Below are 25,726 nucleotides of genomic sequence, written 5' to 3'. Positions count from 1 at the left end.
GATCAGATGACAAAACTGTCAGATTGTCCCACTTCTCCGAGGAGAGTCAGTGACCGCTCCCGCACCTGCAGCGCCGCAGCCATATACGCGCCCGAGCCTGAGACTGGCCCCGAGCCCCACCCCCGAGTCACGGCAGTTCTGGACCGGCGGCGAGCGCGGCGAGCTGCTGATCTCACACTGCCGCGCCTGTGGCCACTTCTTCCACCCGCCCGCCCCGACGTGCTGGCGGTGCCGCAGCTTCGACGTCGCCCCCGAGCCGGTCTCCGGACGTGGGGTCGTCGCGGCGTACACGATCAACCGGCAGCCGTGGATCCCCGGCCTGGAGCCGCCGTACGTCGTCGCGATGGTCGAGCTGGTCGAGGACCGTGACGTACGCCTGATGACCAACCTCGTCGACGTCGCGCTCGACGAGGTCGCGATCGGGCTCGAGGTCGAGGTGTTCTTCGAGCAGTGGGGGGAACAGACCGACCACGTGGACAAGCGGGTCTGGATCCCGCTGTTCCGACCGGTGAGCAACGCAGGAGAGGTTGGCGAGGCATGAACCGCGGACCCTTCGATGGAAAGGCCGTCATCACCGGCGCCGGCAAGTCCCAGGTCGGCCGCCGGCTCGGCCGCACCGGCCTGGACCTGACCCTGGAGGCGGTCACCCGGGCGATCGCCGACGCCGGACTCGACATCGACGACGTCGACGGCATCGCCAGCTATCCCGGCCCGGGCGTCCCTGACCCCGGATTCTCGGGGGCGGGCATCCAGGAGGTACGCAACGCGCTCGGCCTGCGCAGCCGCTGGTACGTCTCCTCGCTGGAGACCGCCGGCCAGATCGGCCCGGCGATCGAGGCCTGCATGGCCGTCACCCTCGGCCTGGCCGATCACGTCGTGATCTTCCGCTCGGTGTGGGAGTCGACGGCTCAGGCGCAGGCCGGCGGGCGCGGCTCGGTGCTCTTCAGCGGCGGCGACCTTCCCCCTCACCTGGAGTGGAGCGCCCCGTTCGGGGCCCTCTCGGCGGCCAACTGGCTCTCGATGCCGACCCAGCGCTACATGCATGAGTTCGGCCTCACCCGCGAGCAGCTCGGTGCCATCGCGGTCAACGCCCGACGCAACGCGGGGCTGAACCCCGACGGGATCTACCGAGACCCGATGACGCTGGCCGACTACCTCGACGCCCGGATGATCTCCGAGCCCCTGTGCCTCTACGACTGCGACGTACCGTGCGACGGCGCCACCGCGGTGGTGATCTCCCGCCGGGACGCGGCCGCCGGTCTGCCGCGCCACCCGCTCACCGTCGAGTCGGTGGGCCCGGCGATGTACGAGCGGGCGACCTGGGACCAGCGCACGGATCTGACCACGATGGCCGCCCATGACTCCGGCGCCGAGCTGTGGAAGAACACCTCGCTGACGCCGGCCGATGTCGACGTCGCACAGCTCTACGACGGGTTCAGCTTCCTGACGGTGATGTGGCTGGAGGCTCTCGGCTTCGCCGAGCACGGCCAGGTCGGCAAGCTCATCGAGCGCGGGGAGCGGATCGCGCTCGAGGGCGAGCTGCCGTTGAACACCAGCGGCGGCCAGCTCTCCGGCGGCCGCCTGCACGGCATGGGCTTCCTGCACGAGGCCTGCGTCCAGCTCTGGGGCGAGGGCGGCGAGCGCCAGGTCGGCAACGACCCCGACGTCGCGGTCGTCGGTGTCGGCGGCGGTCCGGTCGCCGGGTCGATGCTGCTCAGCACCCGCTGACCCAGAAGGGGACGAGCAGTCGGATGGACCTGCGAGTGGGAATCGTCGGGATCGGCTGGGGCGCGCACGTCCAGGTGCCCGGTTTCCGGGCCGCGGACGGGTTCGACCCGGTCGCGCTCTGTGCCCGTACGCCCGAACGGCTCGCCAAGGTCTCGGCGCGGGTGGGCATCGAGGACACCTCGACGAGCTGGCGCGAGTTCGTACGCCGTGACGACCTCGATGTGATCTCGGTGGCCGCCCCGACGGCGCTGCACGCCGAGATCACCCTCGCGGCTCTCGAAGCGGGCAAGGCGGTGCTGTGCGAGAAGCCGCTCACCGACGACCTCGACCAGGCCCGGACGCTCGTGAAGGCCGCGACCGAGGCGGGCCGGCCGACCGCCTGCTGCTTCGAGAACCGCTGGAACCCGGACTGGCTCGCGGTCGCCGAGCAGGTCGGCGGCGGCTTCCTCGGGAAGCCGTACCTGGCCCGGGTCAGCCGCGCCGCGTCGTACTGGCATCCGAGCAGGCCTCCGCAGGCGGCCTGGATGTACGACCGCGAGCAGGGTGGCGGCTACCTGGCGGGCATGCTCGTGCACGACCTCGACTTCGTCCCTCACCTCTTGGGACGTCCGGTCGAGGTCTGCGCCGACGTACGCACGAGCGAGCCCGAGCGACGGCTGCCCGACGGCAGCATCCTCGCGGTCACCGCGGACGACACCGCCGCCGTCCTGCTGCGGTTCGAGTCCGGGGCGCTCGGCGTGCTGAGCGTGTCGGTCATGGGCGCGCACGCCGACCACTACCGCCTCGAGCTCCTCGGTGCCGAAGGCACCATCATCGGCGACGGCACGCTCCGCTCGACGGCGTACGCGGCGGGCCGCCCGAGCGACGAGGCCCTCGCGCCACTCGTGCCGGCGGAGCGTGAGCCGGCCCATCCCGAGCAGCTCCCCGAGGGGCTCGCCGGTCACGCGAGCCGGGCGATGGCGTTGATGCTGGAAGACTGGCTCCCGGCCTTCCACGGTGGAGCGACCAGGGCGCCGAGCTTCGAGGACGGCCTGCTCAGCCTGGCGATCGTGGACGCCGCTCGCCGCTCCTCCGATGATGGCGGCTGGGTCCGGGTGGAAGCGTGAACAGAGCGCTACTGGCCGCGGGTCGCCGGTTGGTAGCCGACCCTCTGGTAGAGGCCCTCCTGCGCGATGGACGCCACGACTGCGCCGCTCTGGTCGAAGATCGAGCCGGTGTAGAGGCCGCGGCCGTCGGCGACGGTCTGCGGCGTGTAGTGGGACAGCAGCCACTCGTCCACTCGTGTCGGGTGGTGGAACCAGACGGCATGGTCGAGACTGGCGGCGCCGTCCCAGCCCGGCGTCTCGAAGTGGTCGACGGCCCCGCTGACGTCGGACAGATAGGTGAGGGCGCACGCGTTGAGCAGGGGCGAGTCGCCGAGCCCGTCGCGGCTGCGAGCCCAGAACGTGCTCGGCCAGGCGCTGTTGCGCCGCCCGGGTGGAGCGGGCGGGATGGCGCCGACCAGGGAGAACATCCGGGGGATCTCCCAGACCGGGCACTCCTCCGGTGCTGGCACCTGCGGCATCTCGTGCGCCTGCCGGTTGAGGTCGGGGCCGCCGCCGGTGAACGAGGCCGCCATCGAGAAGATCACCTTCCCGTTCTGCCGAGCCACGACCCGGCGGGCGGAGAAGGACCGGCCGTCACGGTCACGGTCGACGACGAAGATCGTCGGGATCGAGGCATCGCCGGGCCGCAGGAAGTAGCCGTGCAGCGAGTGCGGCCGGCGTTCCTCGGTCACGGTGCGACCGGCCGCCATCAGCGCCTGCGCGGCGACCTGCCCCCCGTAGAGATGCCACTGATCCTCGAAGACCAGGTTGGCCCGGAAGATGTCCGGCTCGATCTGCTCCAGCTCCAGCAGCGTGGCCAGGTCAGCGTCAGGGAACGTCGAGGATTCTTGAAGTCCACGGGGCACGGTCATGAGGATACGGTATGTCAGATTTGCGCGGTGTGTGTCATTGGCCACTATGTGATTCAGGCCCGAATCGACGCCAGTCACCGTCCCACAACCTGACCATTCATGTCAGACAGGGTTGTCAAGAAGAGCGAGGAGCAAACGATGGACAATGCAAACACGGCACCGCGCCCCGAGATAGAGGAGGCCTTCCGGAACTACTTCGTCACCGGCCCGGTGCATGAGGACTGGGCTGCCTGGTCGCGGCTGTTCACCGACGACGCGACGTACAACGACCACTTCTGGGGCACGTTCCGGGGACCCGCGGAGATCCAGCGGTTCCTCGAGGGGACCATGTCGTTCGCGGCGCACGTCTACTCCCCGCTGATGTGGTACGCCATCGACGGAACCCGGGTCGTCTACCAGGTGGTCAACCGCGCCGACAACCCGGCCGGCGGCGCGCCGATCGACTTCCCCTCCCTGCAGATCATCGAGTACGCCGGTGGTGGCCGCTGGGCCGCCGAGTCGGACTGGTGGACGGTGCAGGAGATGAAGCTGTTCAACCAGCGCCACCGCGCCGCCCTGGCAGAAGCGGGAGGCCAGGTGGCTGACCCGCTGTCTCGCGCCGACTGGGGAGACTGGGTCGACTGGGCCAGGCCGGCCGAGGGCCACGTGGCGAGGCCGTCGTGGCTCGGACGGGACGTGCGGCCGATCGGAAGCATGGCGGACATGGACTTCGGCGTCCGTCACGAGAGGCCGGATCGGGCTCCGCGCGGTTGACGGCCGGCGGCCGCGAAACTGACGATTACGCCAGATTCTCTGGCTATCGACGCCCGCGGGTACGCGGCTCAGGTGTTGCGTACGGCCTTCCCTCGGTAGCCGAAGAAGCGCTCGAAGTTCTCGTCGTTGATCGGCTGACGGGCGTTGCGGGCGGCCGCTTCCTCCAGCTCGCCGAGGCGGGCCCGGGCAACCGCCAATTCGCTCGATCCCTCGTCAGCAAGGCCTTTCACCAGGTCTCGCTGGGCCCTCACGGCCTCTTGAAGACGTACGCCGGCCTCCCCGTAGGTGAGCAGGTCATGGTCGTCCTCGTCTTCTCGGGTCAGCAGCTCGTCCGGGTCGGGCAGGGTCATCTCGATCGCCTCTGTATCTAGTGGTGACGCAACTGTCAAATAGGGTATACGCTCGATCGCATCTGCACGACGGGGAGCGAGAGGAAGTAGCAAAGATGCCACTGCAGGACCACCACCAGATCGTCTCGGTCGACGACCACCTGATCGAGCACCCACGGGTGTGGCAGGACCGGCTCCCGGAGAAGTTCAGGGAGAAGGGGCCGCGGATCATCGAGACCGACGGCAAGCACCTGTGGCACTACGACGGGATCGTCTCGCCGACCATCGGCCTCAACGCCGTCGCGGGCAAGCCTCCCGAGGAGTGGGGGATGGACCCGGTGCGCTATGAGGACATGATCCCTGGCTGCTACGACCCGGCTGCCCGGGTCAAGGACATGGACACCGACGGCGTCCAGTCCGCGCTCTGCTTCCCGTCGTTCCCCGGCTTCGGTGGTGGCACGTTCTTCCGTGCCCCCGACAAGGAGCTGGCGCTCCTGTGCGTCCAGGCGTGGAACGACTTCCACATCGACGAGTGGTGCGCGACCGCGCCGGACCGTTACATCCCGCTGGCGATCCTGCCGCTGTGGGACATCGAGCTGATGAAGGCCGAGGTCGCCAGGGTTGCGGCGAAGGGGGCGCGAACGGTCTCGTTCCCGGACAGCCCCGTGCCGCTCGGCCTGCCGAGCTTCCACAGCCGCGAATGGGACGAGTTCTTCTCGCTGTGTGAGGAGACCGACATGGTCCTCTCGATGCACTTCGGCTCCAGCGCGTACGTCCCGGGCTTCTCGTTCTCGGGAATGCAAGCGACCGCCGACGGCCTGCAGCGGATGCCTGACGCCCCGTTCGCCGTCGCGATCACGCTGTTCTCGTCCAACCTGATGTGGAGCACCACCGATCTGCTCTTCTCCGGGGCGCTGCAGCGTCACCCGAACCTGAAGTTCTCCCTCGCCGAGGGCGGCATCGGCTGGATCCCCTACATCCTGGAGCGCTGCGACTTCGTCTGGGAGCGGCACCGCTACTACCAGCCGATCGACTTCGACGCCCGCCCCTCGGACCTGTTCCAGAAGCACATCTGGGGCTGCTTCATCGACGACGACTTCGGGGTCAAGAACCGCAACGTCATCGGCGTGGACAAGATGATGCTGGAGATCGACTTCCCGCACTCCGACTCCAACTGGCCCAACAGTCGCAAGCGGGCCGCCGAGGTGCTGGCCGACGTGCCCGACGCCGAGGTCACCAAGATCACCGAGACCAACGCTCGGGAGCTGTTCCGGTTCCCGCGGACCAGCTGAACTGCATGCGCACGGAGGGCGTCGCCGACATCGGCGGCGCCCTCCGTGCGTCTTTCCATGGTCGATTCGCGCGCAAAGGGCGGCGCTCGGAGTAGTATCTTGACGAAAGTGTCAACTACTTCCGTCCGAATCGAGGAGCCATGAGCGATCGATCGCAGCCACCGCCCACAACGACCGGCGTGCACGCAGTCCTGCATTGCAACGTCAACACCCGTGACGCTGCCGGGTCCGCGGCCTTCTACGAGCGCTTCGGGTTCACGCTGCGGATGCGCTCGACCAGCGACGACACCGACGGGAGCGCGCTCGGCATCCCGGGACGGACCGTCTCCGACACCTGGTTCGAGTACGACGCCCGCGGCCCGCGCGCGGCGCCGGCCGTGGAGCTCGTCGAATGGCAGGAGCCCGCGACCGCACCGCGTCCCGCGCTGTCCGACGGCCATGCGGCGGGCTTCGCCGGCCTCGGCATCCGGGTCGCAGACGTGGCTGACCTTCCGGCCGGGGTGGACGCCGACCCGATCGAGGTCTATGTCCGCGGACGGTCGCGCAAGGGCGTACTGACCCAAGGTCCTGACGGGGTTCCGGTCGAGATCGTCGAGATCGACCCGGGTGCGGAGCCGCGCGAGGGACGGGATGGCGGCAGGCTCTCTCATGCTCGCCTCGTCAGCACCGACCTGGACCGGACGATCGCCTGGTTCGCGGAGCTCGGCTGGCGGGTGGTCGGTGACGTACGTCCTGACGGGGTCTCGCTCGGCGTGGCCGAGGATCCGACGTTCTCCCTCGAGTTCGATCTCGACGCCGACGCGGTTCCGCACGGCATGCGTGCGAACTCCGAGGGTCTGTATCGAATCGCCCTGGCCGTCGAGGACGTGTCCGGCGCGGTCGAGCGCTTGCGCGGGCTCGGGTGGAGCGTCGCCGAACCGGAGTTCATCCCCATGGTCGACACCCCGACCGGCGGCTTCACGGTGGTCGTGCTGACTGACCCCGACGGCGTGGTCGCCGAGCTGGTGACCCGCCCCAGGTCTGAGGTGCGCCGTCCCGCCGATCCGGCTTGACAACCTTGTTGACGAAAGTGTCAACTGCTGCTCTACTTGGTTGTCAGGACGATCCCGATTCCGTCACCGTCACGGGTCCGCGCCCGGGAAGGAAATGCCCCATGAGTCAGGTGCCCATCGCAGAGGACCTGTTCACCTGGCCGACCGACCAGCCCGCTCTGATCGCCGGCCGCTCCTCCGACGGGAAGCTCGTCTTCCCCTACCGCAGCCACCGCCTGGTCGGGGGCGTGCGCGAGGAGCTGGAGAAGGTCGAGCTGCCTCGTAGCGGCACGCTGTGGGCCTTCACCACCCAGCGGTTCCGGCCGCCGGCCCCGCCGTATGCAGGTGATGACGACCCCCAGAGCTTCGAGCCGTTCTCGGTCGGATACGTCGAGCTGCCCGGTGCGCTGCGCATCGAGGCCCGGCTCACCGAGCCCGACCCTTCGATGCTGTCGATCGGGCAGCCGATGGAGCTTCGGATCGTGCCCTTCGGCACCGACGCCGCGGGCAACCAGACGATGATCTACGCGTTCGCGCCGGTGGCCGACGCGGGAACGGGAGCAACCGATGACTGAGCCCGAGGTCGCCATCATCGGCGTGGGGCTGCACCCCTTCGGCCGCTACGACGGCAAGTCCGCCCTGGAGATGGGCGAGGACGCCGTGATCGACGCTCTCGCCGACGCCGGCGTCGGCTGGAGCGACGTACAGGCACTGTGGGCCTCGAGCATGGAGGTCAAGAACCCGGAGGCGATCACCGGCCTGCTCGGGATGACCGGCATCCCCGCTCGGGCGACGTTCACCGGCTGCGCCTCGGGCGCGACCGTGCTGGCCCAGGCGGCGAACGCGATCCGGCTCGGCGACCACGAGCTCACCGTGGCCGTCGGCCTCGACAAGCACCCGCGCGGCGCCTTCTCAGATCACCCCTCGGTCTCCGGCCTGCCCAACTGGTACGGCGAGGCCGGGCTCTTCCTGACCACGCACTTCTTCGGTCTGAAGATCAACCGCTACATGCACGACCACCAGATCAGCCACGAGACCCTGGCCAAGGTGGCGGCGAAGGCCTTCCGCAACGGCGAGCGCACCGCGCACGCCTGGCGGCGTAAACCGATCGCGGAGGAGGAGATCCTCGCCTCGCCGGTGCTCAACTGGCCGCTGCGGCAATACATGTACTGCGGCCCCGACGAGGGCGCGGCGGCCGTGGTGCTCTGCCGCGCCGACATCGCCCACAAGTACACCGACACTCCGATCTACCTGCGCGCCAGCACCCTGTTCTCCCGCCGGGAGGGCGCCTTCGAGCTGCTCAGCCCGTCGCTGCCGCTGGAGTCGGTCCCGAGCCCGACGGTGTACGCCTCGAACGCGGCCTATGAGCAGGCGGGCATCGGCCCCGAGGACGTCGACGTGATCCAGCTGCAGGACACCGACGCGGGCTCGGAGATCATCCACCTGGCCGAGAACGGCTTCTGTGCCGACGGTGAGCAGGAGCAGCTCATCGCTGAAGGTGCCACCGAGATCGGCGGCCGACTCCCGGTCAATACCGACGGCGGCCTGCTCGCCAACGGCGAGCCGGTCGGTGCCTCCGGGCTGCGGCAGATCTACGAGCTGGCCAACCAGCTGCGTGGCCGTGCTGGGGGCCGCCAGGTCGCGGGCGCCAAGGTCGGCTACGCCCAGCTGTACGGCGCCCCCGGCACGGCCGCGGTCACGATCCTGTCGACCTGAGGATCGCGCCGCCGGCCGTACCAGCCTCTAGTCGACCTCGATCGGCGTGGTCAGGCCGGCCGGGATGACCGGCAGCTTGACCGAGCTCGGGTAGGACGGTCCGTGCATGATGGTCACCTTCGCCGGATGCGTGTTCGGCATGAGCCGGGGCGCGTTCGAGGAGCGGATGGTGAAGGCGATCCGGTGCCCCTTCTTGAACAGGTACGACGTCGGGTAGCCCTCGATGTCGTACCTGACCACCGCTCCCTTCGGGATCGGCGTCAGCTTCTGGTAGCCGGTGAAGGAGCTGCGGAACTGGCCACGGAGGTTTCCCGAGGTGACGAACTTCCAGAAGCCCGGCTGGGCCTCTTTCGCAGGGCTGCTCGGGAAGACATCTGCGATCCGGAACACGAAGTCGGTGTCGGGCGAGCTGGTCTTGGCGAAGAGGCTCGCCGAGATCGGCCCCGTGACCTCGACGTCGCGCGTCAGCGGTGGTGTCAGGTAGCTCACCGTGTCGCTGCCGAGTCCGAGTCGCTGATCGCCGTTGGTGAGATTGTTGAAGACCGCGTTGTCGTTCGTCGCGTTGTTGGGGTCGACCGGGTTCACCAGGTTGTCGGTGAGCTCGGTCGGTCCGGTGGCGAACTGCTTGAGGCCGTCGGCGAGCGTGTAGAGGTAGGTGTCCGAACCGTCTTCGGTCGGTGCCTTGCCGACACTCACGGCGCCGCTCCGGCGCGAGATCCCTGCGTCGCCGTCGAGGTAGTAGTTCGTGTAGTCGGTGCCTGGGATCGGATAGGTCGGTGCGCTCTGCCAGGTCCAGGCCCCGTTGAGGTAGTACTCGAAGCGTCCGCTCCTGACGCGCTCGACGATGCCGTTCTGCTTGCCCTTGAGGAAATGGTCGAACCACTCGATGGCCTGCTTGTGCTGGTCGAAGCCGTCGCCGCCCGCCGGGTCGGGGACCAAGAAGGAGCCTCCGGGCGCCTCGTGGGAGTTCAGCCCCATCGCCAGCATCTTCTGCTGGGAGCCGACGGTGCCGTACAGGTTGGGAATCGCACGGTTGAAGATGTCGTCCCAGCCGCTCCAGGCCCACACGGGGATGGTGACCTTGTCGACCTTCGCCAGGGGACCGCCCCGCCAGAAGGAGTCCCTGGTCCGGTGCTGGTACCAGCCCTGCGTCAGCGGGCAGAAGGGCTTGAGGTTGTTTCCTTTGCGGACCTTCTTCGCATTCGCCTCGAGCAGGTACTTGACCTCGTCGACGGAGACCGCTGGACGCGAGTTGTTGAGCACGGGCACCGGGAGCCCGTTGAGCAGGTTCGTCGCCGCACCCGGGATGCCGCAGGCGAACGCTGCGATCTGGAGGCTCACCATGCCACCGGGCATCAAGGTGTCATAGCTGTCCGCTCCGGATGCCGTCACGATCATCGTCGTCAGGTGTGGTGGCCTCAGCTGGGACGTGAAGATCTGGCTCATCCCGTTGCCCGACTCGCCGACGGTGCCGACCTTTCCGGTCGACCACGGCTGCGTGCCGAGCCACTCGATCGCGTCGTAGTTCTCCCGCTGCCACTTCGGGTCGGCCAGGTTCCACGGGCCTCCCTCGCTCGTGCCACTGCCTGAGACACGCACGGTGGCGGCGACATAGCCGGCTCTCACGAAGTCGGACATCTGACCGTTGGGAAGCGAGAGTCCCTCGGTGTCCACGTCGGTGATGTAGCAGAGGCATGCCACCACCGGGAACCTCCCGGGTGCGGCTCTGCCGTCGATCGCGGGCAGCTCGAGCTCGATGGTGACCCTGTTGCCGTAGCGGGTCGTGACGTGTTCGGTCCTCGTGATCGAGGAGGTGTAACCACCGTCGGTGGGTGTGGGCGATGCAGCACTCGTCGGGGGCGTCGCCAGGGCCGACAGCGCAAGACTGGTCACGGCCACTGCGACGGCGAAGAGGCGTCGACTGTTCATGTTGGTTCTCCAGGTCCGGTCCGGATGGGAACGCCGCGGACCTCACCGGTGGAGTTCAACGGCAGCACGGAGGCCGGCGGAGCTCGGACCGGCGGTGGCGGTCGGCCTTGTCATTGAACTCCGTAGTTGACGAAAAAGTCAACAATGTCGCCCGGCATGTCCAGATGTCGCTCGGGGAACGGGGTCTGAAGCCAGTTGACACTTGTGTCAACTGCACCTAGCCTCAGTCGTACCGGTGTTGACCTCGAAAGGATCGCCATGTCGCAACCCGTTCCCGTCGCGCCCGGCCAGGACGCCGACCAGTTCAAGGACGCGCCGATCTTCGACGCCGACTCGCACATGTACGAGACGCCCGACGCGCTGACCAGGTATCTGCCCGAGAAATACGCCTCGGCCGTCCAGTTCGTGCAGGTCGGCCGGCAGACCCGGATCTCGATCCTCGGTCAGATTCGCGACTACATCCCCAACCCGACCTTCGACCGGGTCGCGGCACCTGGTGCGTGGGAGAAGTTCTTCGCCGCGGAGAACCGCGAGGGCAAGACGCTCACGCAGATGGCCCGCGAGCAGATCATCGAGTCCGCGCCCTCCTTCCGGGCGCCTGCCCCGCGAATCGACGCGCTCGACCGGCAGGGGGTCGACCAGGCGATGGTCTACCCGACCCTGGCCAACCTCGTCGAGCACTCCGCGGCCGATGACCCCGAGCTGTGCGCGGCGATGATCCACGCCCTCAACCAGTGGATGCTGCAGACGTGGGGATTCACCCAGGAGGACCGGCTGTTCATGACGCCGGTGATCAACCTCGGCATCCTCTCCGAGGCGATGAAGGAGCTTGAGTACGTCCTGGCCAACGGCGCCAAGGTCATCTTGATCAAGCCGGCGCCGGTGCGGGACTGGAAGGGCTGGCGCTCGCCCGCGCTCCCGGAGTTCGACCCGTTCTGGCGCGCCGTCGAGGCCGCCGGGCTGCCGGTCGTACTGCACGCCAGCCAGCCGCCGCTGGACTCCTACATCAACATGTGGGAGCCGCCGGAGAGCAAGGTCTTCACCGAGATGAGCTCGTTCAGGTGGATCGCCCTGGGCCACCGCGAGATCACCGACATGATCACCAGCCTGATCTGCCACGGCACCCTGACCCGGTTCCCGAAGCTGCGCATCGCCAGCGTGGAGAACGGCAGCGCCTGGCTGCACCCGCTCTTCCATGACTACGAGGACTTCTACAAGAAGATGCCGCAGGCGTTCCCCGAGCATCCCGTCGACGTCTTCCGCCGCAACATCTGGATCAGCCCGTTCTGGGAGGGCTCGGTCGCCGACGTCGTCGAGACGGTCGGCTGGGACCGCGTGATGTTCGGCTCCGACTTCCCGCACCCCGAGGGCCTGACCGAGCCGAAGGGCTTCTGGAAGTACGCCGAGGGCATGGACGTCAAGCGCACCTACGACTTCATGGGTGACAACGCCCGCCGCTTCCTCGGGCTGGAAGTCCGCAACCCCGACGCGGTGTGAGCAAAGGCGGGAGGAGGCCAGTCTCCTCCCGCCTTTGACCCGGCTCAGAGGATCGCGCCGCTGACCTTCATCTCGATGATCTCCTCCATCGACAGGCCGATCTCGCCGAGCACCTCGTCGGTGTGCTCGCCGTGCTCGGGGGAGCGGCGGGTCTCGCCCGGCGCGTTGTCGAACTGCACCGGCGATGAGACCAGCTTGAACGGCGTGCCGTTGTGGTCCTCCAGGTCGGCGATGTAGCCGTTCGCGACGATCTGCGGGTCCTCGACCACCTCGATCGGGTGCTGGACCTTGGCCCAGGCGCCGTTGAGCTTCTCCAGGATCGGCTCCCATTCGGCGTACGTCTTCTTCCCGAACGCCGCCGAGAGCTCGGCGATTGCCTCCACGTGGTTCTTCCCGCGCTTGGCATGGGTGTCGAACCGCTCGTCGGTGATCAGCTCAGGCACCCCGAGGGCGGTGGTCAGCTCGGGCCAGAACCGGTCGGACTCCAGCATCACCAGGGTGACGTAGCGGTCGTCGGCGGTGCGGTAGGAGTTGACCAGGGGGTTGGGGGCGCGGTCGGGGGTGTGCTTGGGGTAGACCTTCTGGTTGAAGGCGTGTGCCCCGGCGATCGTGCCGCCCATCGCCCAGGCGCCGGTCGCGAGCAGCGAGCCGTCGACCTCGATGGCCTCCCCGGTGCGCTCGCGGTGGAAGAGCGCGGTGCTGACGGCGCCGGCGAGCGCGAGGCCGCCGAGCACGTCGCCGAACGCCGGGCCGGGCATGGTCACAGGGAAGCCGAGGCTGTCGGGGCTGACGTTGGAGGCGATGCCGGTGCGCGCCCAGAAGGAGGTCAGGTCGTAGCCGCCGCGCTCCGCCTCGGGGCCCTGCTGGCCTGCCGCCGAGCCGCGGGCGTAGATGATGTTGGGGTTGACCGCGCGCACGTCGTCGACGTCGATGCGCAGCTTCTTGCGCCCCGAGGGGCGGAAATTGGTGAGGAAGACATCGGCGGTGGCGACGAGCTTCATGAGCAGCTCGTGGCCCTCCTCGGTCTTCAGGTCCAGCGCCACGCTGCGCTTGCCGCGGTTGGGCAGCTCGAACATGTGCGAGACGCCGCCGGCCGGGACCAGGCCCGAGGTCACCAGGCCGCGCTGGGGGTCGCCGACCTCCGGGTGCTCGATCTTCAGTACGTCCGCACCCCACTCGGTCATCAGGGCTCCGGCCACCGGCACATACGTCCATGCCGCGACCTCGACAACCCGGATTCCGTTCATCACACCGACCACGATGCTTACCTCTCAACGTCTTGGAAGGCGCGTACCGCACCTCGATTTCTGACTGAGTGTACATATAGATGTTGGGATAGTGTGGCCGTGATCACAACTTTTACGACTGAATGTATCGGAAGATCGTGGTGGTTCCGCGCTGTTGCGTGGATTATCTGACAGTCAGTACAAGTACGATAGGCGGAGGACTCATGACAGAACCACAGGGGCGGATGCTCCCCGAGGTCACGCCCGACTCGCGAGAGTTCTGGACCGGAGGGCTCGAGAACGAGCTTCGCATCAACCGCTGCCAGGAGTGCCGCCAGTGGATCCACCCACCGGTCGGTGCCTGCTGGAAGTGCCGCAGCCGCGATGTGTCCCCCGAGGTCGCCTCCGGGCGCGCTCGGGTGGCGGCGTACTCCATCAACCACCACCCGTGGTTCCCGGCCTTCCCGCCGCCCTACGCCGTGGCGATGGTCGAGCTCGAGGAGCAGGAGGGCCTGCGGCTGACCACCTGCCTGGTCGACGTCGACGTCGATGCGGTCGAGGTCGGCATGCCGGTCGAGGTCGTGTTCGACCAGCAGGGTGACGTCGCCCTCCCGATGTTCCGGCCGGTGACGGCATGAGTTTCGTGGAGAACCGCGCGGTCATCACCGGCGTCGGACAGTCTCAGATCGGCCGCCGGATCGGTCGTACCGGCATCGACCTCGCCCTGGAGGCGGCCGAGCGAGCCGTCGCCCACGCCGGACTCACCTTCGACGACATCGACGGTGTGGCCAGCTACCCAGGCCCGGTCGCCGCCGAGGGCGGCTTCGTCGGCGCGATCACCCATGACGTACGCGACGCCTTCGGGCTCCGCACACGGTGGCACGTCAGCGGAGTGGAGACCTCCGGGCAGATCGGCACCCTGCTCGATGCGGCCGCGGCGGTCGCCTCGGGGCGGGCCACCCACGTGCTCTGCTTCCGCTCGGTCTGGGAGGCGACCGCGCAGGCCGGCGGCCGGGCCGCGGCACTGACCACCAAGTCGGTGCGCGCCGGGGGCCACTCGGAGTTCCGGGTTCCGTTCGGCGCGGCATCACCGGCGAACTGGATCGGGATGTACGCCCAGCGCTACATGCACGAGTTCGGCCTCACCCGCGAGCAGATCGGCAAGCTCGTCATCAACTCGCGTGCCAACGCCGGGCTCAACCCCGACGCCATCTACCGCACGCCGATGACGATGGAGGACTATCTGGGCGCCCGGATGGTGTCGTGGCCCTTCGGGCTCTACGACTGCGACATCCCGGCTGACGGCGCGACAGCGGTCATCGTGTCGCGGCGCGAGGCGTCCGCGGGGCTCGCCAACCCGGCCATCTCCATCGCGGCGGCCGGTGCGGCGCTCTACGAGCGGCACAGCTGGGACCAGCGTGCGGACCTGACCACGATGGCCGCCCACGACGCCGCCGCTTCGATGTGGGAGACCACCGGGCTCACCCCTGCTGACGTCGACTTCGCGACCCTGTATGACGGCTTCAGCTACCTGTGCACCCAGTGGATCGAGGCGTTCGGCTTCACCGAGCACGGCAAGGTCGGGCCGTTCCTGGACGACGAGGAGAACTACCGCCTCGACGGCCGGCTACCGATCAACCCGCACGGTGGGCAGCTCTCCGCGGGGCGGCTCCACGGCTATGGGTTCGTCCACGAGGCCTGTGCCCAGCTCTGGCGACAGGCGGGGGAGCGGCAGATCGCCAAGGACGTCTCGCTCGCCGCCGTCGGGGTCGGGGGTGGTCCCGAGGCCGGCTGCATGCTGCTCCAGCTGGCCTGAGAGGAGCGGGCAGCGTCGGGTCGGTCCTGTGCGCGGGCCGACCCCGACGTGCTCATCCGGGGCGCACGGTGATGACGGTCTTGCCGACGGCCCGGCGGCCGGCGACGTACGCCAGGGCCTCGCCCGTCCGGTCGAGAGGGAAGGTCGCGCCGACCAGGGCGTGGAACCGTCCGGCGGCCCACAGGTCGGTCAGCTCGGCCCGGTCGCGGGCCGATGCCTCGGGGGCGTGCTGGGGGAACGTACGCACCTCCAAGCCCCTGATGCTCACACCCTTGAGCAGCACCAGGTTGAGCGGGATCCGTGGGATGTCCCCGCTCGCGAAGCCGAGCGTGACGAACCGGCCGCCCCATCGCATCTCGCGCAGCGCCTCCTCGGCGAGGCTGCCGCCGACGGGGTCGAGCACCACGTCGATCCTTCCCTTGCCGATCGCGCCGTGCAGCCCCTGCCGCAGCCCGTCCGCGGTGTAGTCGACGAGATGCTCGGCCCCGCGGGAGCGCGCGGCCGCGAGCTTCTCCGGCGAGGAGGCGGCGGCAACCACGGTGGCGCCCAGGACCGAGGCCAGCTCGACCGCGGCGAGCCCCAGTCCGCCGCCCGCGCCGAGCACGAGCGCCGTCTCCCCGGCAGCGACCTGCGCCACCGACCGCAGCGCGTGGTACGCCGTCAGGTGGCAGACCCAGGTCGCGGCCGCCTCCGCGAAACCGACCGAGGTCGGCACCCGCACCGCCGCGGCCGCAGGGGCGACGACGTACTCGGCGAAGGTGCCGGGGGCTAGGAACGCCACCCGGTCGCCGACCTCCCATCCCGTCACCCCGGCGCCGACCTCGGCGACGACGCCGGCGCACTCGTGACCCGGGGTGAAGGGGAGCGGCGTCTCGGTCTGGTAGCGGCCCTCGATCATGAGCGTGTCGGGGAAGTTCACCGCCGCCGCATGCACCGCGACCAGCAGTTCGCCGGGACCCGCCGCGGGTCGAGGGACGGTGTCCAGCTGCACCGCGTCGGGCGAACCGAGCCGGTGGATGCGAGCGGCGAGCATGGTCGCCGCCGTCGGGGGACTGGCCGGGCTGGGTGGCACGGAGGCTCCTTCGTCTCGTCTCGCGGTCTGAGTAATTGTATTCTGCCAGGAGGGTAACTATCTTTCCAGGCATGGACATCGAATCACTCAGCAGGTGGATGGATGCCGAGGGCCTGCCCGGCGCCGGCGAGCTGGCGGAGGTCTCGCCCCTCTCGGGCGGCTCCCAGAACGAGCTGTACGCAGTCACCCGAGGCGGCGCGAAGATGGCGCTGCGTCGCCCGTCGGGCCACAAGGTCGAGACCGGGACGAAGGTCCTCCTACGTGAGGCCCGCCTGCTCCAGGCGCTCAGCGGCACCGACGTCCCGCACGCCACCTTCCGCGGCGTCAGCTCCGACCTGGACGTCATCGGCGCGCCGTTCTACCTGATGGACCTGGTCGACGGGTGGAGCCCGATGGGCGGCGGCTGGGCCGCACCCTTCGACACCGACCTGGCGGCACGAGGCGAGCTTGCGATCCAGCTCGCCGACGGCGCCGCCAAGATGGCCAGGGTCGACTGGAAGGCCCAGGGGCTGGAGGGCTTCGGCAAGCCCGACGGCTTCCTGGAGCGGCAGGTCGACCGCTGGCTCTCACACCTGTCGGCGTACAAGTTCCGCGATCTGCCCGGACTGGACGAGGCCGCCGCCTGGCTGCGCGACCACACCCCGAGGACCTTCGAACCGGGCATCATGCACGGTGACTACCAGTTCGCCAACGTGATGTACCGCCACGGTGCCCCGGCCGAGCTGGCGGCGATCATCGACTGGGAGATGGCGACGATCGGCGACCCGCTGCTCGACCTGGGCTGGGTCCTGGTCGGCTGGCCGCCCGAGGGCGACGCGATGAAGTACGCCCGCTACCTCGACTACAGCGGCATGCCGTCTCGCGACGACATGCTCGAGCACTACGCGCGGGTCAGCGGACGCGACGTCTCGCAGATCGACTACTACGTCATCCTGGCCCGCTTCAAGCTCGCGATCGTCCTGGAGGCGAGCGTCGCGCGCCACGTCAACGGCGAGGCCGACGAGCGGGTCGCCCGCTTCGGCGACATCGTCCTGGAGCTCATGGAGTTCGCCGCCTCCCTTTCCCGCACCACCACCCTTCGCTGAAAGCAGGAGTACGTCATGACCTGGGACTTCGAGACCGATCCCGACTTCCAGAAGAAGCTGGACTGGGTCGCCGAGTTCGTGCGCGAGGAGGTCGAGCCGCTCGACCTGGTCTGGCCGCACGACAACTACAAGCCGCTCGACGACGAGCACCGCCGCGTCGTCGACCCGCTCAAACAGCAGGTCCGCGACCAGGGCCTGTGGGCCTGCCACCTCGAGCCCGAGCTCGGCGGGCAGGGCTACGGCCAGCTCAGGCTCGCGCTGCTCAACGAGATCCTCGGCCGCTCGACCTGGGCTCCGGTCGTCTTCGGCACTCAGGCCCCGGACACCGGCAACGCCGAGATCATCGCCCACTTCGGCACGCCCGAGCAGAAGGCGACGTACCTGCAGCCGCTGCTGGACGGCGAGATCTTCTCCTGCTACTCGATGACCGAGCCTCAGGGCGGCGCCGACGTCTCAGGATTCGAGACCACCGCCGTCCGCGACGGGGACGAGTGGGTGATCAACGGCTGGAAGTTCTTCTCCTCCAACGCGCGCTACGCGACCTTCTTCATCGTGATGGCCTACACCGACAAGGATGCCGGCCCACACGAGGGGATGTCGATGTTCCTGGTCCCGGCCGACACCTCTGGCGTCACCATCGAGCGCAGCCTCGCCCTCATCCACGAGCCGGCCGCCGAGGGCTCGGAGGGCTATATCCACTATGACAACGTCCGGGTGCCGGCCACCGCGCTCCTGGGCGCGGAGGGCAAGGCCTTCCAGGTCGCCCAGGTGCGATTGGGCGGCGGGCGGGTGCATCACGCGATGCGTACCGTCGGGCTGGCCCAGCGTGCCCTCGACATGATGTGCGAGCGCGCCCTGAGCCGGGTGACCCGCGGCCGCCGGCTCGCCGAGCGCGAGACCGTCCAGACCTACATCGCCGAGTCGTACGCCCAGCTCACCCAGTTCCGGCTCTTCGTCCTGCGGACGGCCTGGCTGATCGACAAGACGCAGGACTACGCGCAGTGCCGCAAGGACATCAGTGCGATCAAGTTCCTCACCCCGAAGGTGCTCCACGACATCGTCCAGCGCGCCATCCAGGTGCACGGAGCCCTGGGGGTCACCCAGGACACGCCGCTGGCCAAGATGTGGGTCACCGCCCCGGTGATGGGCCTGGTCGACGGCCCGACCGAGGTGCACCTGCGCCAGGTCGCCCGTGCCGTCCTCAAGGAGTACGCCGCTGCCGACGGTCTGTGGCCGACCGACCACATCCCCTCGAAGCTGGCCGCCGCCCGCGAGAAGCTGGGCCTGGACAGCTGAGGACCAGAACGCCGAGTCGGCGCGTCATGACGAGCCGACTCGGCGCCGATTTGTGTCAGAACGAGCCGACTCGACCTCAGAACAGGTTGTCCACCAGTGGCGTCGGGGAGCCGAAGCGGTGGGCGGTGATCGAGACAGCCTGCTCGTGGAGGAAGGTGAGCAGCTCGACCCGGCCGGCCTCGACGACGGGCTGGGCGTAGAGGGCGATGTCGACCCGGCCCTGGCTCGCCTCGGCGAAGACCTCGCGCGACCCACCCAGGAGCCGTACGCGGCTGGGCGCGTACGGACCGGAGAGGATCGACGCCCATGCGGCCATGTCCTCGACGACAAAGGTCACACCGGTGGCACGCACCAGCGAGGCGGTCTCCTCGTCGAGCGCCTCGGCGACGGAGACCGTCACCGGAGCACCGGCGGCGACACCGGCGGCGAGAACCCGCAGCAGGTGAGCGATCGGGCCACCCTCGTAGCGGATGGTGACCGGCACCGGCGAGTAGCGCAGCACGTTGACCTCGGCGGTCAGCCGCGAGACGTCCCGGGCGGCACCGAACTCGCGCTCCCAGGCGACCGCGTCCGAGCCGGCACCACGCTTGAGCATCTCGATCTCGTCCAGTCGCAGCCGGTCGGCCCAGTCGACGAGCGACCGGACGGCAGGGGACGGCGTCGCGAGCTCGGTGGCCGGGGCCGAGACCCAGTCGCTGAGCCCGACGAGGTAGTTGGGTCCACCGGCCTTGGTCCCGGCGCCGACCGCCGACTTCTTCCAGCCACCGAACGGCTGGCGGCGCACGATCGCACCGGTGATGCCGCGGTTGACGTAGACGTTGCCCGCTTCCACCGACGAGAGCCACTGCGAGATCTCGGCCCGGTCGAGGCTGTGGATGCCGGCGGTGAGGCCGTAGTCGACCTGGTTCTGGATCTCGATCGCCTCGTCGAGCGAGGAGGCCGAGATCAGGCCGAGGACGGGACCGAAGTATTCGGTCAGGTGGAACTCGGAGCCACGCTTGACACCCGTCTTCACACCCGGCGACCAGAGCCGGCCGGTCTCGTCGAGCTGACGCGGCTTCACCAGCCAGGACTCACCCGGGGCGAGCGTCGTCAGAGCCTTGAGCAGCTTGCCGGAGGCGGGCTCGATGACCGGGCCCACCTGCACCGTCGGGTCGGTCGGGTAACCAACGCGAAGCGAGGTCACCGCGTCGATGAGCTGGTCGCGGAAGCGGCGCGAGCTCGCGACCGAGCCGACCAGGATGCCCAGCGACGCCGCCGAGCACTTCTGTCCGGCGTGACCGAAGGCGGAGTAGACGAGGTCCTTGACGGCGAGGTCGAGGTCGGCGTCCGGCGTGACCACCAGCGAGTTCTTGCCGGAGGTCTCGGCCAGCATCGGCAGGTCCGAGCGGAACGAGCGGAAGAGCTCGGCGGTGTCGAACGCACCGGTCAGGATCAGCCGGTCGACGAGCGGCGAGGCGATCAGCGCGCGACCGACCTCGTTCTCCGGCACGTGCACCAGCCGCAGCACCTCCTTCGGCACCCCGGCGGCCCACAGCGTCTCGACCAGCACCGAGCCACAGCGCTGGGCCTGCGGGGCCGGCTTGATCACCACTGCCGACCCGGCCGCGAGCGCCGCCGCGACACCACCGGTCGGGATGGCGAGCGGGAAGTTCCACGGCGGGGTGACCAGGGTGAGGCGTACGGGCACCTGACGCGCGCCGTCCACGAGGTCGAGCTCCTCGGCCAGGCTCGCGTAGTAGTTGAGGAAGTCGATCGCCTCGGAGACCTCGGGGTCGCCCTGGTCGAGCGTCTTGCCGCACTCCGACGCCGCGACCTCGAGCCACTCGGCGCGGCGCCGCTCGACCTCGACGGCAGCGGCCCGCAGCACGGCGGCCCGCTCGGCACCGGACTTGCGGCCCCAGTCGGCCTGGGCGCCGACGGCGCCCTCGAGCACCGACTCCACGGCCTCGACCGAGGTCACGGTGTGGTCGGCGACGAGCTGGTCACCCAGCGTCGAGGAGCCCACTCGGGCGATGATCGCCTTGCCCCACTCCCGGTTGCCGGGCAGGTGCGGGTCGGTGTCGGGGGTGTTCTCGAAAGGCCGGGACACCGGCGCGTCGGCCACCGGCTCGCGCCGGTCCTGGGTCCGGTTCGGCGGCGGAACGGAGTCGTCGACAGCCGCGAGGGAGCGTACGAACCGCTCCTTCTCGCGCTTGTAGAGTGCCTCGGAGGAGTTGAGGTCGAAGACGGCCGACATGAAGTTCTCGGTGCTGGCACCCTCCTCGAGGCGACGCACGAGGTAGGCGATCGCGACGTCGAAGTCCTTGGGGTGCACGACCGGCACGTAGAGGAGCAGACCACCGACGGTCTCCCGGACCGCCTCGGCCTGGCCCTCTGCCATGCCCAGCAGCATCTCGAACTCGACCGAGTCACGAACCTGCCGCTGACCAGCCAGGATCCAGGCGTACGCCACGTCGAACAGGTTGTGGCCGGCGACGCCGAGGCGCACGTTGGCCATCCGCTCGGGCGTCAGCGCCCAGGACAGCACCCGCTTGTAGTTGGTGTCGGAGTCCTGCTTGGTCGACCAGGTCGCCACCGGCCAGCCGTGCAGCGACGCCTCGACGTGCTCCATCGGCAGGTTGGCGCCCTTGACCAGTCGCACCTTGATCGGCGCGCCCCCACGCGCACGCCGAGCGGCCGACCACTCCTGGAGGCGCATCATCGCCGCCATCGCGTCGGGCAGGTAGGCCTGCAGGACGATGCCCGCCTCCAGGTCGACCAGCTCGGGACGGTCGAGCAGCCGCGTGAAGACGTCGATGGTCATGTCGAGGTCGCGGTACTCCTCCATGTCCAGGTTGATGAACTTCTTCGTCCCGGCAGCGGAAGACGTCGCGGCGTAGGTGTAGAGCGGGAGGAGCCGCTCGACGACGTGCTCGACGGCCTCGTCGTAGGCCCAGACCGCGTGCGGCGCGACCGGGGAGGAGACCTTCACCGAGACGTAGTCGACGTCGTCGCGCGCGAGCAGCTTGCGGATCCCGGCCAGGCGCCGGTCGGCCTCCTTCTGGCCCAGGACGGCCTCACCGAGGAGGTTGATGTTCAGCGAGACACCACGCTCGCGGATCCGCTCGATCTGCTTGCCGAGCCGCGCGTCGGAGGCGTCGATCAGCAGGTGTCCCACCATCTGCCGCAGCGCACGGCGCGCCACCGGAATGACGAACCAGGGCGCGACCAGCGACATCAGAGCGCCGAGCTTCACGCCCAGCTTCAGGTGCCAGGGCAGGAACGAAGGTACGTTGCCGGCCAGCTCACGGAGGCTGGCCGCCGCCACGCGTACGTCCTCGGGGCGGATCACCCGGTCGACGAACCCGACGGTGAAGTCGAGCCCGGCAGGGTCCTTGAGTACGTCGGCGAGGCGCTGTGCGGCCGGGGCGGCCGGCTTGGTCGAAGCCTTCGCCAGCCAGCCGCGGACGAGGTGGTCTACCTCGGCGATGAGCGCGTCATTGGTGGTCATAGAGCCGAGTATGCGACCGGAGTCACGTAAGATAAAGCGATGTTTCTTGGAGATTATTCGTAAGCAGATCTGAAGGAATGGCCATGCTCGACGTCCGCCGCCTCCGGCTCCTCGCCGAGCTCGCCGCGCGCGGGACGCTCGCCGAGGTCGCCGACGCCCTGCACCAGAGCCCGTCCTCGGTCTCCCAGCAGCTCGGCCAGCTCGAGCGAGAGGTCGGTGTCCCCCTTCTCACCAAGGCGGGAAGACGGGTCCAGCTCACCGCTGCGGCCGAGGTGCTCGTCGAGCACACGACCGAGATCCTGGCCCGGCTCGAGGCGGCCGAGGCAGCGGTCACCTCGCTCGGCGACGAGACCGCAGGCACGGTGCGGGTCGCCGTCTTCCAGTCCGTCGCCCTCGCCTACATGCCACAGGCGCTCGCCGACCTGACCCGGCGTCACCCCCGCCTGCGGGTGATGCTGTCCCAGCGCGCGCCCGAGCAGGCGCTCCACGACCTCGCACTGCGCGAGCTCGACCTGGTGGTCGCCGAGCACTACCCCGACCACGGCGCACCGCACTTCGACGGCCTCGATCGTCAGCCGCTCACCACCGACCGGCTCCGGCTCGCCCTCCCACGCCGCGGCTCCGGGGCGATCTGGGACAACATCACCTCCCTCTCCGAAGCCGGTTGTGTCCCATGGGCGATGGAGCCGCCGGGAACGGCGTCGCGCCACTGGATCGAGGAGCAGTGTCGGCGGGCGGGCTTCGAGCCCGAGGTCCGCTACGAGACCGACGACGTCGAGGCCCACGTCGCGCTGGTCGAGTCCGGCAACGCGGTCGCGCTGCTCTCCGACCTGATGCGCGTGCGCCACCGCACCGCGGTGCGGCTCATCGAGCTACCGGGGTCGCCGCGGCGTACGGTCTTCACCGCCACCCGCACCGCCATCGCCGACTCCCCGGGCATCATCGCGTGCCGGGCGGCACTGGCTCGTGTGGTGCCGGCGGACCTGACGCTGCCCGGCTGAGCCGGACCGGTCAGCCGAAGAGGTCCTCGAGCGGCTGGTCGTGGTCGATCGAGAGCCCGTACGCCATCGCGCGGGTGTCGATCATCGCCAGGACGGCCTCGGTGACGACCGAGGTCAGATGCTCGGCGTCGGGAATGCCCTCGCCGACATGGACCCAGCGGCGTACGGCACCGAAGACCATCCCGATCAGGCCGTAGATCAGCGGGTCCACAGCCTTCTTGTCGATCTCGGAGATCTCCACGCCACCCAGCTCGAACGCCGCCAGCATCAGCTCCTTGATCCGCTCCGCGATCCGGTCGAGGCCCTGCTGCAGCGGCCCGGTGCCGTTCGGCGCGGTGTCGACGTCGGCGACCTGGTGCAGGAGCGGGTGCTCGAGCGCCCAGTTGACGTAGGCACCCACCGTGCGGGAGATGATCTGCCGGATCGATCCGGTCAGCTCCATCGCCGGGAAGAGCTTGGCCCACAGGCCGGCGAGGATGTCGGCCTGGATGGCGAGGTCGAGCTCGCGACGGTCGGCGAAATGACGGTAGACAACGGACCGGGAGAGCCCGGCGGCCTGGCCGATGGCCTGCAGGCTCACGTTGACGCCCTCGGTCTCGATCAGACCGATCGCGGCGTCGACGATGCGCTTTCGTCGGTCATCGTTGTGACGCTTCCAGCGAACTGCCCTGCCATCCATGGTGGGACCATCGTAGTCCCACGTACTTCACACCGGGCCCGGAACGCCTGTCACAGTAATCACAGGCACGGATCACAGGCCCGGTGCCAGGAGCGGCTCAGCCGAACCGGATCACCCCGTCGGCGACCTGTGCCCCGAGGGCCTTCATGTCCACGAGGTAGTTCTGCTTCGCGGCCCACGGCGCCCGGTCACCAGCCTTCGGCATGAGCTCGAGCGAGCGCTGGATGTAGCCGGAGGCCAGGTCCATGAACGGCCGCTCCTCGACGCTGGGGTCCCGCGAGACGGAGGCGACGTCGTAGCCGTTCTCACCCATGAAGTCGAGCAGCCGGATCACGTAGTCGGTGACCAGGTCGGCCTTGAGCGTCCACGAGGCGTTGGTGTAGCCGATCGTGTAGGCGAAGTTGGGCATCCCGGTGATCATCAGGCCCTTGTAGGCCATCTGGTCGGGCAGGCTGACCGGCTCGCCGTCGACCGTGTAGTCGAGACCGCCGAAGAGCCGGAGGTTGAGCCCCGTCGCGGAGATGACGATGTCGGCCTCGAGCGTCTCGCCGGACTCGAGCTCGATGCCCTTCGGCACGAAGGTCTTGATCCGGTCGGTCACCACCGCGGCGTACCCCTCCCGGATCGACTTCATCATGTCGCCGTCGGGGACGAAGCAGATGCGCTGGTCCCAGGGGTTGTAGGGCGGACTGAAGTGCTTGTCGACGTAGGCGATCGCCTCGTCCTTGGACATCCCAGGGCGACCGCCGCGGGCGGTGAGCCCGTTGATCCACTGGTCCCGGATCACCTTCTTGACGACACCGGGCGCGCGGCGGGCCAACTGGTAGGTGCCGACGGTGAGAAGGATGTTCTCCCAGCGGACCGTCTCGTGACCGACCTTCTCGCGCACGCGCTTGAAGGGCAGCCGGCCGAGCAGCTTGAACGGCGCGGTCTTCAGCAACGAGGCGATCGCGTCCTGGCCCGGGCGGGAGAGGATGTACGTCGGGGTGCGCTGCAGCATCGTCACCTTCTCGGCGCGGTCGCTGCCGGCGCCGGCCAGGTTGGGCAACAGGGTGACGGCGGTCGCGCCCGAGCCGATGATGACGACCTTCTTGCCGGCGTAGTCGAGGTCCTCGGGCCAGTGCTGCGGGTGCACGAACGTGCCCTCGTAGTCGTCGAGACCGGCGAACTCCGGCTGGTAGCCGTTGGCGTAGTCGTAGTAGCCCGAGCAGTTCCACAGGAACCCGGCGGTGATCTCGGCAGGGCCGTCGGCGGTCTCGACGGAGACCGTCCACTGCTTGTCCTCGCTGCTCCACGACGCACCGGTCACCTTGTGGCCGTAGTGGATCAGCTTGTCGACGCCGTAGTCCTTCGCGGTCCGGCGCAGGTAGTCACGGATCTGGTGCCCGTCGGCCAGCGCCTGCGCGCTCTCCCAGGGTCGCCACTTGAACGCGAACGTGAACATGTCGGAGTCGGAGCGGATGCCCGGGTAGCGGAACAGGTCCCAGGTGCCGCCACTGGCATCGCGCTGCTCGAGGATCGCGAGCGTCTTCCCGGGGAGGCGCTCGCGGAGCTGTGCGGCGGCTCCGATGCCGGAGACGCCGGCACCGATGATCAGTACGTCGACATGCATGTGGGCCACGTTACCCGGGAGTACGTGTTTGCGACACCCTGTACCGCGAACTTTTGCAAGCAAATCAGAAGATCAGCGATTGGGGAACGGCTCGGTAACACTGCAGCGCCCCGCTTCCACGCGCGTGCGCGGGGTCACTACGCTGCCGTCTGCAGCTGTGGGGGCGGCGAAGCATCCACAGCGATTTCGGGGTCACTCACCCATCGCTTTCGGT

General features: G+C 69.0%; 22 protein-coding genes. 14 read left to right on the top strand and 8 right to left on the bottom strand.

All coding sequences use genetic code 11. The features are described 5' to 3' along the window. The first annotated feature begins 49 nt into the window (after window positions 1–49). The 3 genes from ACFVDI_RS00775 to ACFVDI_RS00765 are packed head-to-tail and all read left to right on the top strand — an operon-like array spanning window position 50 to window position 2,834. Window positions 50–541, top strand: a complete 492-nt coding sequence (locus ACFVDI_RS00775) for a Zn-ribbon domain-containing OB-fold protein (protein WP_350715924.1) — start codon at window positions 50–52, stop codon at window positions 539–541. After that, window positions 538–1,728, top strand: coding sequence for a thiolase family protein (locus tag ACFVDI_RS00770; protein WP_378899267.1), 1,191 nt, complete (start codon window positions 538–540; stop codon window positions 1,726–1,728). The genes ACFVDI_RS00775 and ACFVDI_RS00770 overlap by 4 nt, the downstream gene beginning before the upstream one ends. Before the next feature lie 23 nt (window positions 1,729–1,751). Next, complete coding sequence (locus ACFVDI_RS00765) at window positions 1,752–2,834, top strand: Gfo/Idh/MocA family oxidoreductase (RefSeq protein WP_350715928.1); 1,083 nt, start codon at window positions 1,752–1,754, stop codon at window positions 2,832–2,834. Between the two features lie 8 nt (window positions 2,835–2,842). On the opposite strand, the gene ACFVDI_RS00760 is transcribed toward ACFVDI_RS00765, so the two are convergent. After that, window positions 2,843–3,685 (bottom strand): acyl-CoA thioesterase domain-containing protein, encoded by an 843-nt coding sequence (locus tag ACFVDI_RS00760; RefSeq protein WP_350715930.1) that lies wholly within the window; start codon window positions 3,683–3,685, stop codon window positions 2,843–2,845. A 138-nt stretch (window positions 3,686–3,823) separates the two neighbouring features. Between ACFVDI_RS00760 and ACFVDI_RS00755 the strand changes: the two genes are divergently transcribed. Continuing rightward, window positions 3,824–4,438: a nuclear transport factor 2 family protein gene (locus ACFVDI_RS00755; protein ID WP_350715931.1), complete on the top strand. Its 615-nt coding sequence runs from the start codon at window positions 3,824–3,826 to the stop codon at window positions 4,436–4,438. A gap of 68 nt (window positions 4,439–4,506) precedes the next feature. On the opposite strand, the gene ACFVDI_RS00750 is transcribed toward ACFVDI_RS00755, so the two are convergent. Beyond that, window positions 4,507–4,788 (bottom strand): hypothetical protein, encoded by a 282-nt coding sequence (locus ACFVDI_RS00750; protein ID WP_350715933.1) that lies wholly within the window; start codon window positions 4,786–4,788, stop codon window positions 4,507–4,509. 95 nt (window positions 4,789–4,883) lie between these two features. On the opposite strand from ACFVDI_RS00750, the gene ACFVDI_RS00745 reads away from it, so the two are divergent. The 4 genes from ACFVDI_RS00745 to ACFVDI_RS00730 all read left to right on the top strand — a co-directional run bounded on the left by ACFVDI_RS00745 (window position 4,884) and on the right by ACFVDI_RS00730 (window position 8,806). Beyond that, a complete protein-coding gene (locus ACFVDI_RS00745) occupies window positions 4,884–6,059 on the top strand; it encodes an amidohydrolase family protein (protein WP_350715934.1) in 1,176 nt (391 codons plus the stop codon). Window positions 6,060–6,199: 140 nt separating this feature from the next. Beyond that, on the top strand, window positions 6,200–7,111 hold the full coding sequence (locus tag ACFVDI_RS00740; protein WP_350715936.1) for a VOC family protein: 912 nt from the start codon (window positions 6,200–6,202) through the stop codon (window positions 7,109–7,111). Window positions 7,112–7,212: 101 nt separating this feature from the next. Continuing rightward, entirely contained in the window at window positions 7,213–7,665 is a 453-nt protein-coding gene (locus ACFVDI_RS00735; RefSeq protein WP_350715938.1) for an OB-fold domain-containing protein, read from the top strand. After that, a complete protein-coding gene (locus tag ACFVDI_RS00730) occupies window positions 7,658–8,806 on the top strand; it encodes a thiolase family protein (protein ID WP_179658686.1) in 1,149 nt (382 codons plus the stop codon). Before ACFVDI_RS00735 ends, ACFVDI_RS00730 begins: the two co-directional genes overlap by 8 nt. A 27-nt stretch (window positions 8,807–8,833) precedes the next feature. On the opposite strand, the gene ACFVDI_RS00725 is transcribed toward ACFVDI_RS00730, so the two are convergent. Continuing rightward, window positions 8,834–10,735, bottom strand: a complete 1,902-nt coding sequence (locus tag ACFVDI_RS00725) for a CocE/NonD family hydrolase (protein ID WP_350715940.1) — start codon at window positions 10,733–10,735, stop codon at window positions 8,834–8,836. Between the two features lie 258 nt (window positions 10,736–10,993). On the opposite strand from ACFVDI_RS00725, the gene ACFVDI_RS00720 reads away from it, so the two are divergent. Beyond that, window positions 10,994–12,232 (top strand): amidohydrolase family protein, encoded by a 1,239-nt coding sequence (locus ACFVDI_RS00720; RefSeq protein WP_350715941.1) that lies wholly within the window; start codon window positions 10,994–10,996, stop codon window positions 12,230–12,232. A gap of 44 nt (window positions 12,233–12,276) precedes the next feature. Here the strand turns inward: ACFVDI_RS00720 and ACFVDI_RS00715 are convergent, their stop codons facing one another. Then, window positions 12,277–13,479 carry a CoA transferase gene (locus tag ACFVDI_RS00715; protein ID WP_350715943.1) on the bottom strand — a complete coding sequence of 401 codons (1,203 nt, stop codon included), beginning with the start codon at window positions 13,477–13,479 and terminating at the stop codon, window positions 12,277–12,279. 203 nt (window positions 13,480–13,682) lie between these two features. On the opposite strand from ACFVDI_RS00715, the gene ACFVDI_RS00710 reads away from it, so the two are divergent. Together ACFVDI_RS00710 and ACFVDI_RS00705 are read left to right on the top strand one after the other, a co-directional pair. Then, window positions 13,683–14,096 (top strand): Zn-ribbon domain-containing OB-fold protein, encoded by a 414-nt coding sequence (locus ACFVDI_RS00710; protein ID WP_246321493.1) that lies wholly within the window; start codon window positions 13,683–13,685, stop codon window positions 14,094–14,096. Then, the gene (locus ACFVDI_RS00705; protein ID WP_350715945.1) at window positions 14,093–15,274 is read left to right on the top strand and encodes a thiolase family protein; all 1,182 of its coding nucleotides are present in this window, start codon (window positions 14,093–14,095) and stop codon (window positions 15,272–15,274) included. The genes ACFVDI_RS00710 and ACFVDI_RS00705 overlap by 4 nt, the downstream gene beginning before the upstream one ends. Window positions 15,275–15,326: 52 nt before the next feature. Here the strand turns inward: ACFVDI_RS00705 and ACFVDI_RS00700 are convergent, their stop codons facing one another. Continuing rightward, window positions 15,327–16,346 carry an NADPH:quinone oxidoreductase family protein gene (locus ACFVDI_RS00700; protein ID WP_350715947.1) on the bottom strand — a complete coding sequence of 340 codons (1,020 nt, stop codon included), beginning with the start codon at window positions 16,344–16,346 and terminating at the stop codon, window positions 15,327–15,329. A 71-nt stretch (window positions 16,347–16,417) separates the two neighbouring features. Here ACFVDI_RS00700 and ACFVDI_RS00695 point away from each other — a divergent pair, with 71 nt between their 5' ends. Both ACFVDI_RS00695 and ACFVDI_RS00690 read left to right on the top strand, forming a co-directional pair. Next, window positions 16,418–17,431, top strand: a complete 1,014-nt coding sequence (locus ACFVDI_RS00695) for a phosphotransferase family protein (protein ID WP_350715949.1) — start codon at window positions 16,418–16,420, stop codon at window positions 17,429–17,431. Window positions 17,432–17,446: 15 nt separating this feature from the next. Beyond that, window positions 17,447–18,727 (top strand): acyl-CoA dehydrogenase family protein, encoded by a 1,281-nt coding sequence (locus tag ACFVDI_RS00690; protein WP_350715951.1) that lies wholly within the window; start codon window positions 17,447–17,449, stop codon window positions 18,725–18,727. A 76-nt stretch (window positions 18,728–18,803) separates the two neighbouring features. Here the strand turns inward: ACFVDI_RS00690 and ACFVDI_RS00685 are convergent, their stop codons facing one another. Beyond that, a complete protein-coding gene (locus tag ACFVDI_RS00685; RefSeq protein ID WP_378899259.1) occupies window positions 18,804–22,220 on the bottom strand; it encodes a bifunctional proline dehydrogenase/L-glutamate gamma-semialdehyde dehydrogenase in 3,417 nt (1,138 codons plus the stop codon). Window positions 22,221–22,303: 83 nt separating this feature from the next. Between ACFVDI_RS00685 and ACFVDI_RS00680 the strand changes: the two genes are divergently transcribed. Continuing rightward, on the top strand, window positions 22,304–23,221 hold the full coding sequence (locus ACFVDI_RS00680) for a LysR family transcriptional regulator (RefSeq protein ID WP_378899257.1): 918 nt from the start codon (window positions 22,304–22,306) through the stop codon (window positions 23,219–23,221). A gap of 10 nt (window positions 23,222–23,231) precedes the next feature. Here ACFVDI_RS00680 and ACFVDI_RS00675 read toward each other — a convergent pair whose 3' ends face one another. Further along, the gene (locus ACFVDI_RS00675) at window positions 23,232–23,900 is read right to left on the bottom strand and encodes a TetR/AcrR family transcriptional regulator (protein WP_378899255.1); all 669 of its coding nucleotides are present in this window, start codon (window positions 23,898–23,900) and stop codon (window positions 23,232–23,234) included. Between the two features lie 97 nt (window positions 23,901–23,997). Next, a complete protein-coding gene (locus ACFVDI_RS00670; RefSeq protein ID WP_378899253.1) occupies window positions 23,998–25,512 on the bottom strand; it encodes a flavin-containing monooxygenase in 1,515 nt (504 codons plus the stop codon). Window positions 25,513–25,726: the final 214 nt, after the last annotated feature.

The organism is Nocardioides sp. NPDC057767, from assembly GCF_042798275.1.
In the GTDB taxonomy this organism is placed as follows: Bacteria; Actinomycetota; Actinomycetes; order Propionibacteriales; family Nocardioidaceae; genus Nocardioides.
Note: the sequence above shows the minus strand (reverse complement) of the source record. Positions and strands in the feature narration are given on the sequence as shown.

Bases quoted from the DNA above. Each gene is read 5' to 3' on its own strand.
- ACFVDI_RS00685 (WP_378899259.1), bottom strand. From the start codon at position 22,220: ATGACCACCAATGACGCGCTCATCGCCGAGGTAGACCACCTCGTCCGC.
- ACFVDI_RS00725 (WP_350715940.1), bottom strand. From the start codon at position 10,735: ATGAACAGTCGACGCCTCTTCGCCGTCGCAGTGGCCGTGACCAGTCTT.
- ACFVDI_RS00720 (WP_350715941.1), top strand. From the start codon at position 10,994: ATGTCGCAACCCGTTCCCGTCGCGCCCGGCCAGGACGCCGACCAGTTC.
- ACFVDI_RS00695 (WP_350715949.1), top strand. From the start codon at position 16,418: ATGGACATCGAATCACTCAGCAGGTGGATGGATGCCGAGGGCCTGCCC.
- ACFVDI_RS00710 (WP_246321493.1), top strand. From the start codon at position 13,683: ATGACAGAACCACAGGGGCGGATGCTCCCCGAGGTCACGCCCGACTCG.
- ACFVDI_RS00755 (WP_350715931.1), top strand. From the start codon at position 3,824: ATGGACAATGCAAACACGGCACCGCGCCCCGAGATAGAGGAGGCCTTC.
- ACFVDI_RS00750 (WP_350715933.1), bottom strand. From the start codon at position 4,788: ATGACCCTGCCCGACCCGGACGAGCTGCTGACCCGAGAAGACGAGGAC.
- ACFVDI_RS00680 (WP_378899257.1), top strand. From the start codon at position 22,304: ATGCTCGACGTCCGCCGCCTCCGGCTCCTCGCCGAGCTCGCCGCGCGC.
- ACFVDI_RS00670 (WP_378899253.1), bottom strand. From the start codon at position 25,512: ATGCATGTCGACGTACTGATCATCGGTGCCGGCGTCTCCGGCATCGGA.
- ACFVDI_RS00740 (WP_350715936.1), top strand. From the start codon at position 6,200: ATGAGCGATCGATCGCAGCCACCGCCCACAACGACCGGCGTGCACGCA.
- ACFVDI_RS00760 (WP_350715930.1), bottom strand. From the start codon at position 3,685: ATGACCGTGCCCCGTGGACTTCAAGAATCCTCGACGTTCCCTGACGCT.
- ACFVDI_RS00730 (WP_179658686.1), top strand. From the start codon at position 7,658: ATGACTGAGCCCGAGGTCGCCATCATCGGCGTGGGGCTGCACCCCTTC.
- ACFVDI_RS00690 (WP_350715951.1), top strand. From the start codon at position 17,447: ATGACCTGGGACTTCGAGACCGATCCCGACTTCCAGAAGAAGCTGGAC.
- ACFVDI_RS00770 (WP_378899267.1), top strand. From the start codon at position 538: ATGAACCGCGGACCCTTCGATGGAAAGGCCGTCATCACCGGCGCCGGC.
- ACFVDI_RS00735 (WP_350715938.1), top strand. From the start codon at position 7,213: ATGAGTCAGGTGCCCATCGCAGAGGACCTGTTCACCTGGCCGACCGAC.
- ACFVDI_RS00705 (WP_350715945.1), top strand. From the start codon at position 14,093: ATGAGTTTCGTGGAGAACCGCGCGGTCATCACCGGCGTCGGACAGTCT.
- ACFVDI_RS00675 (WP_378899255.1), bottom strand. From the start codon at position 23,900: ATGGATGGCAGGGCAGTTCGCTGGAAGCGTCACAACGATGACCGACGA.
- ACFVDI_RS00715 (WP_350715943.1), bottom strand. From the start codon at position 13,479: ATGAACGGAATCCGGGTTGTCGAGGTCGCGGCATGGACGTATGTGCCG.
- ACFVDI_RS00765 (WP_350715928.1), top strand. From the start codon at position 1,752: ATGGACCTGCGAGTGGGAATCGTCGGGATCGGCTGGGGCGCGCACGTC.
- ACFVDI_RS00745 (WP_350715934.1), top strand. From the start codon at position 4,884: ATGCCACTGCAGGACCACCACCAGATCGTCTCGGTCGACGACCACCTG.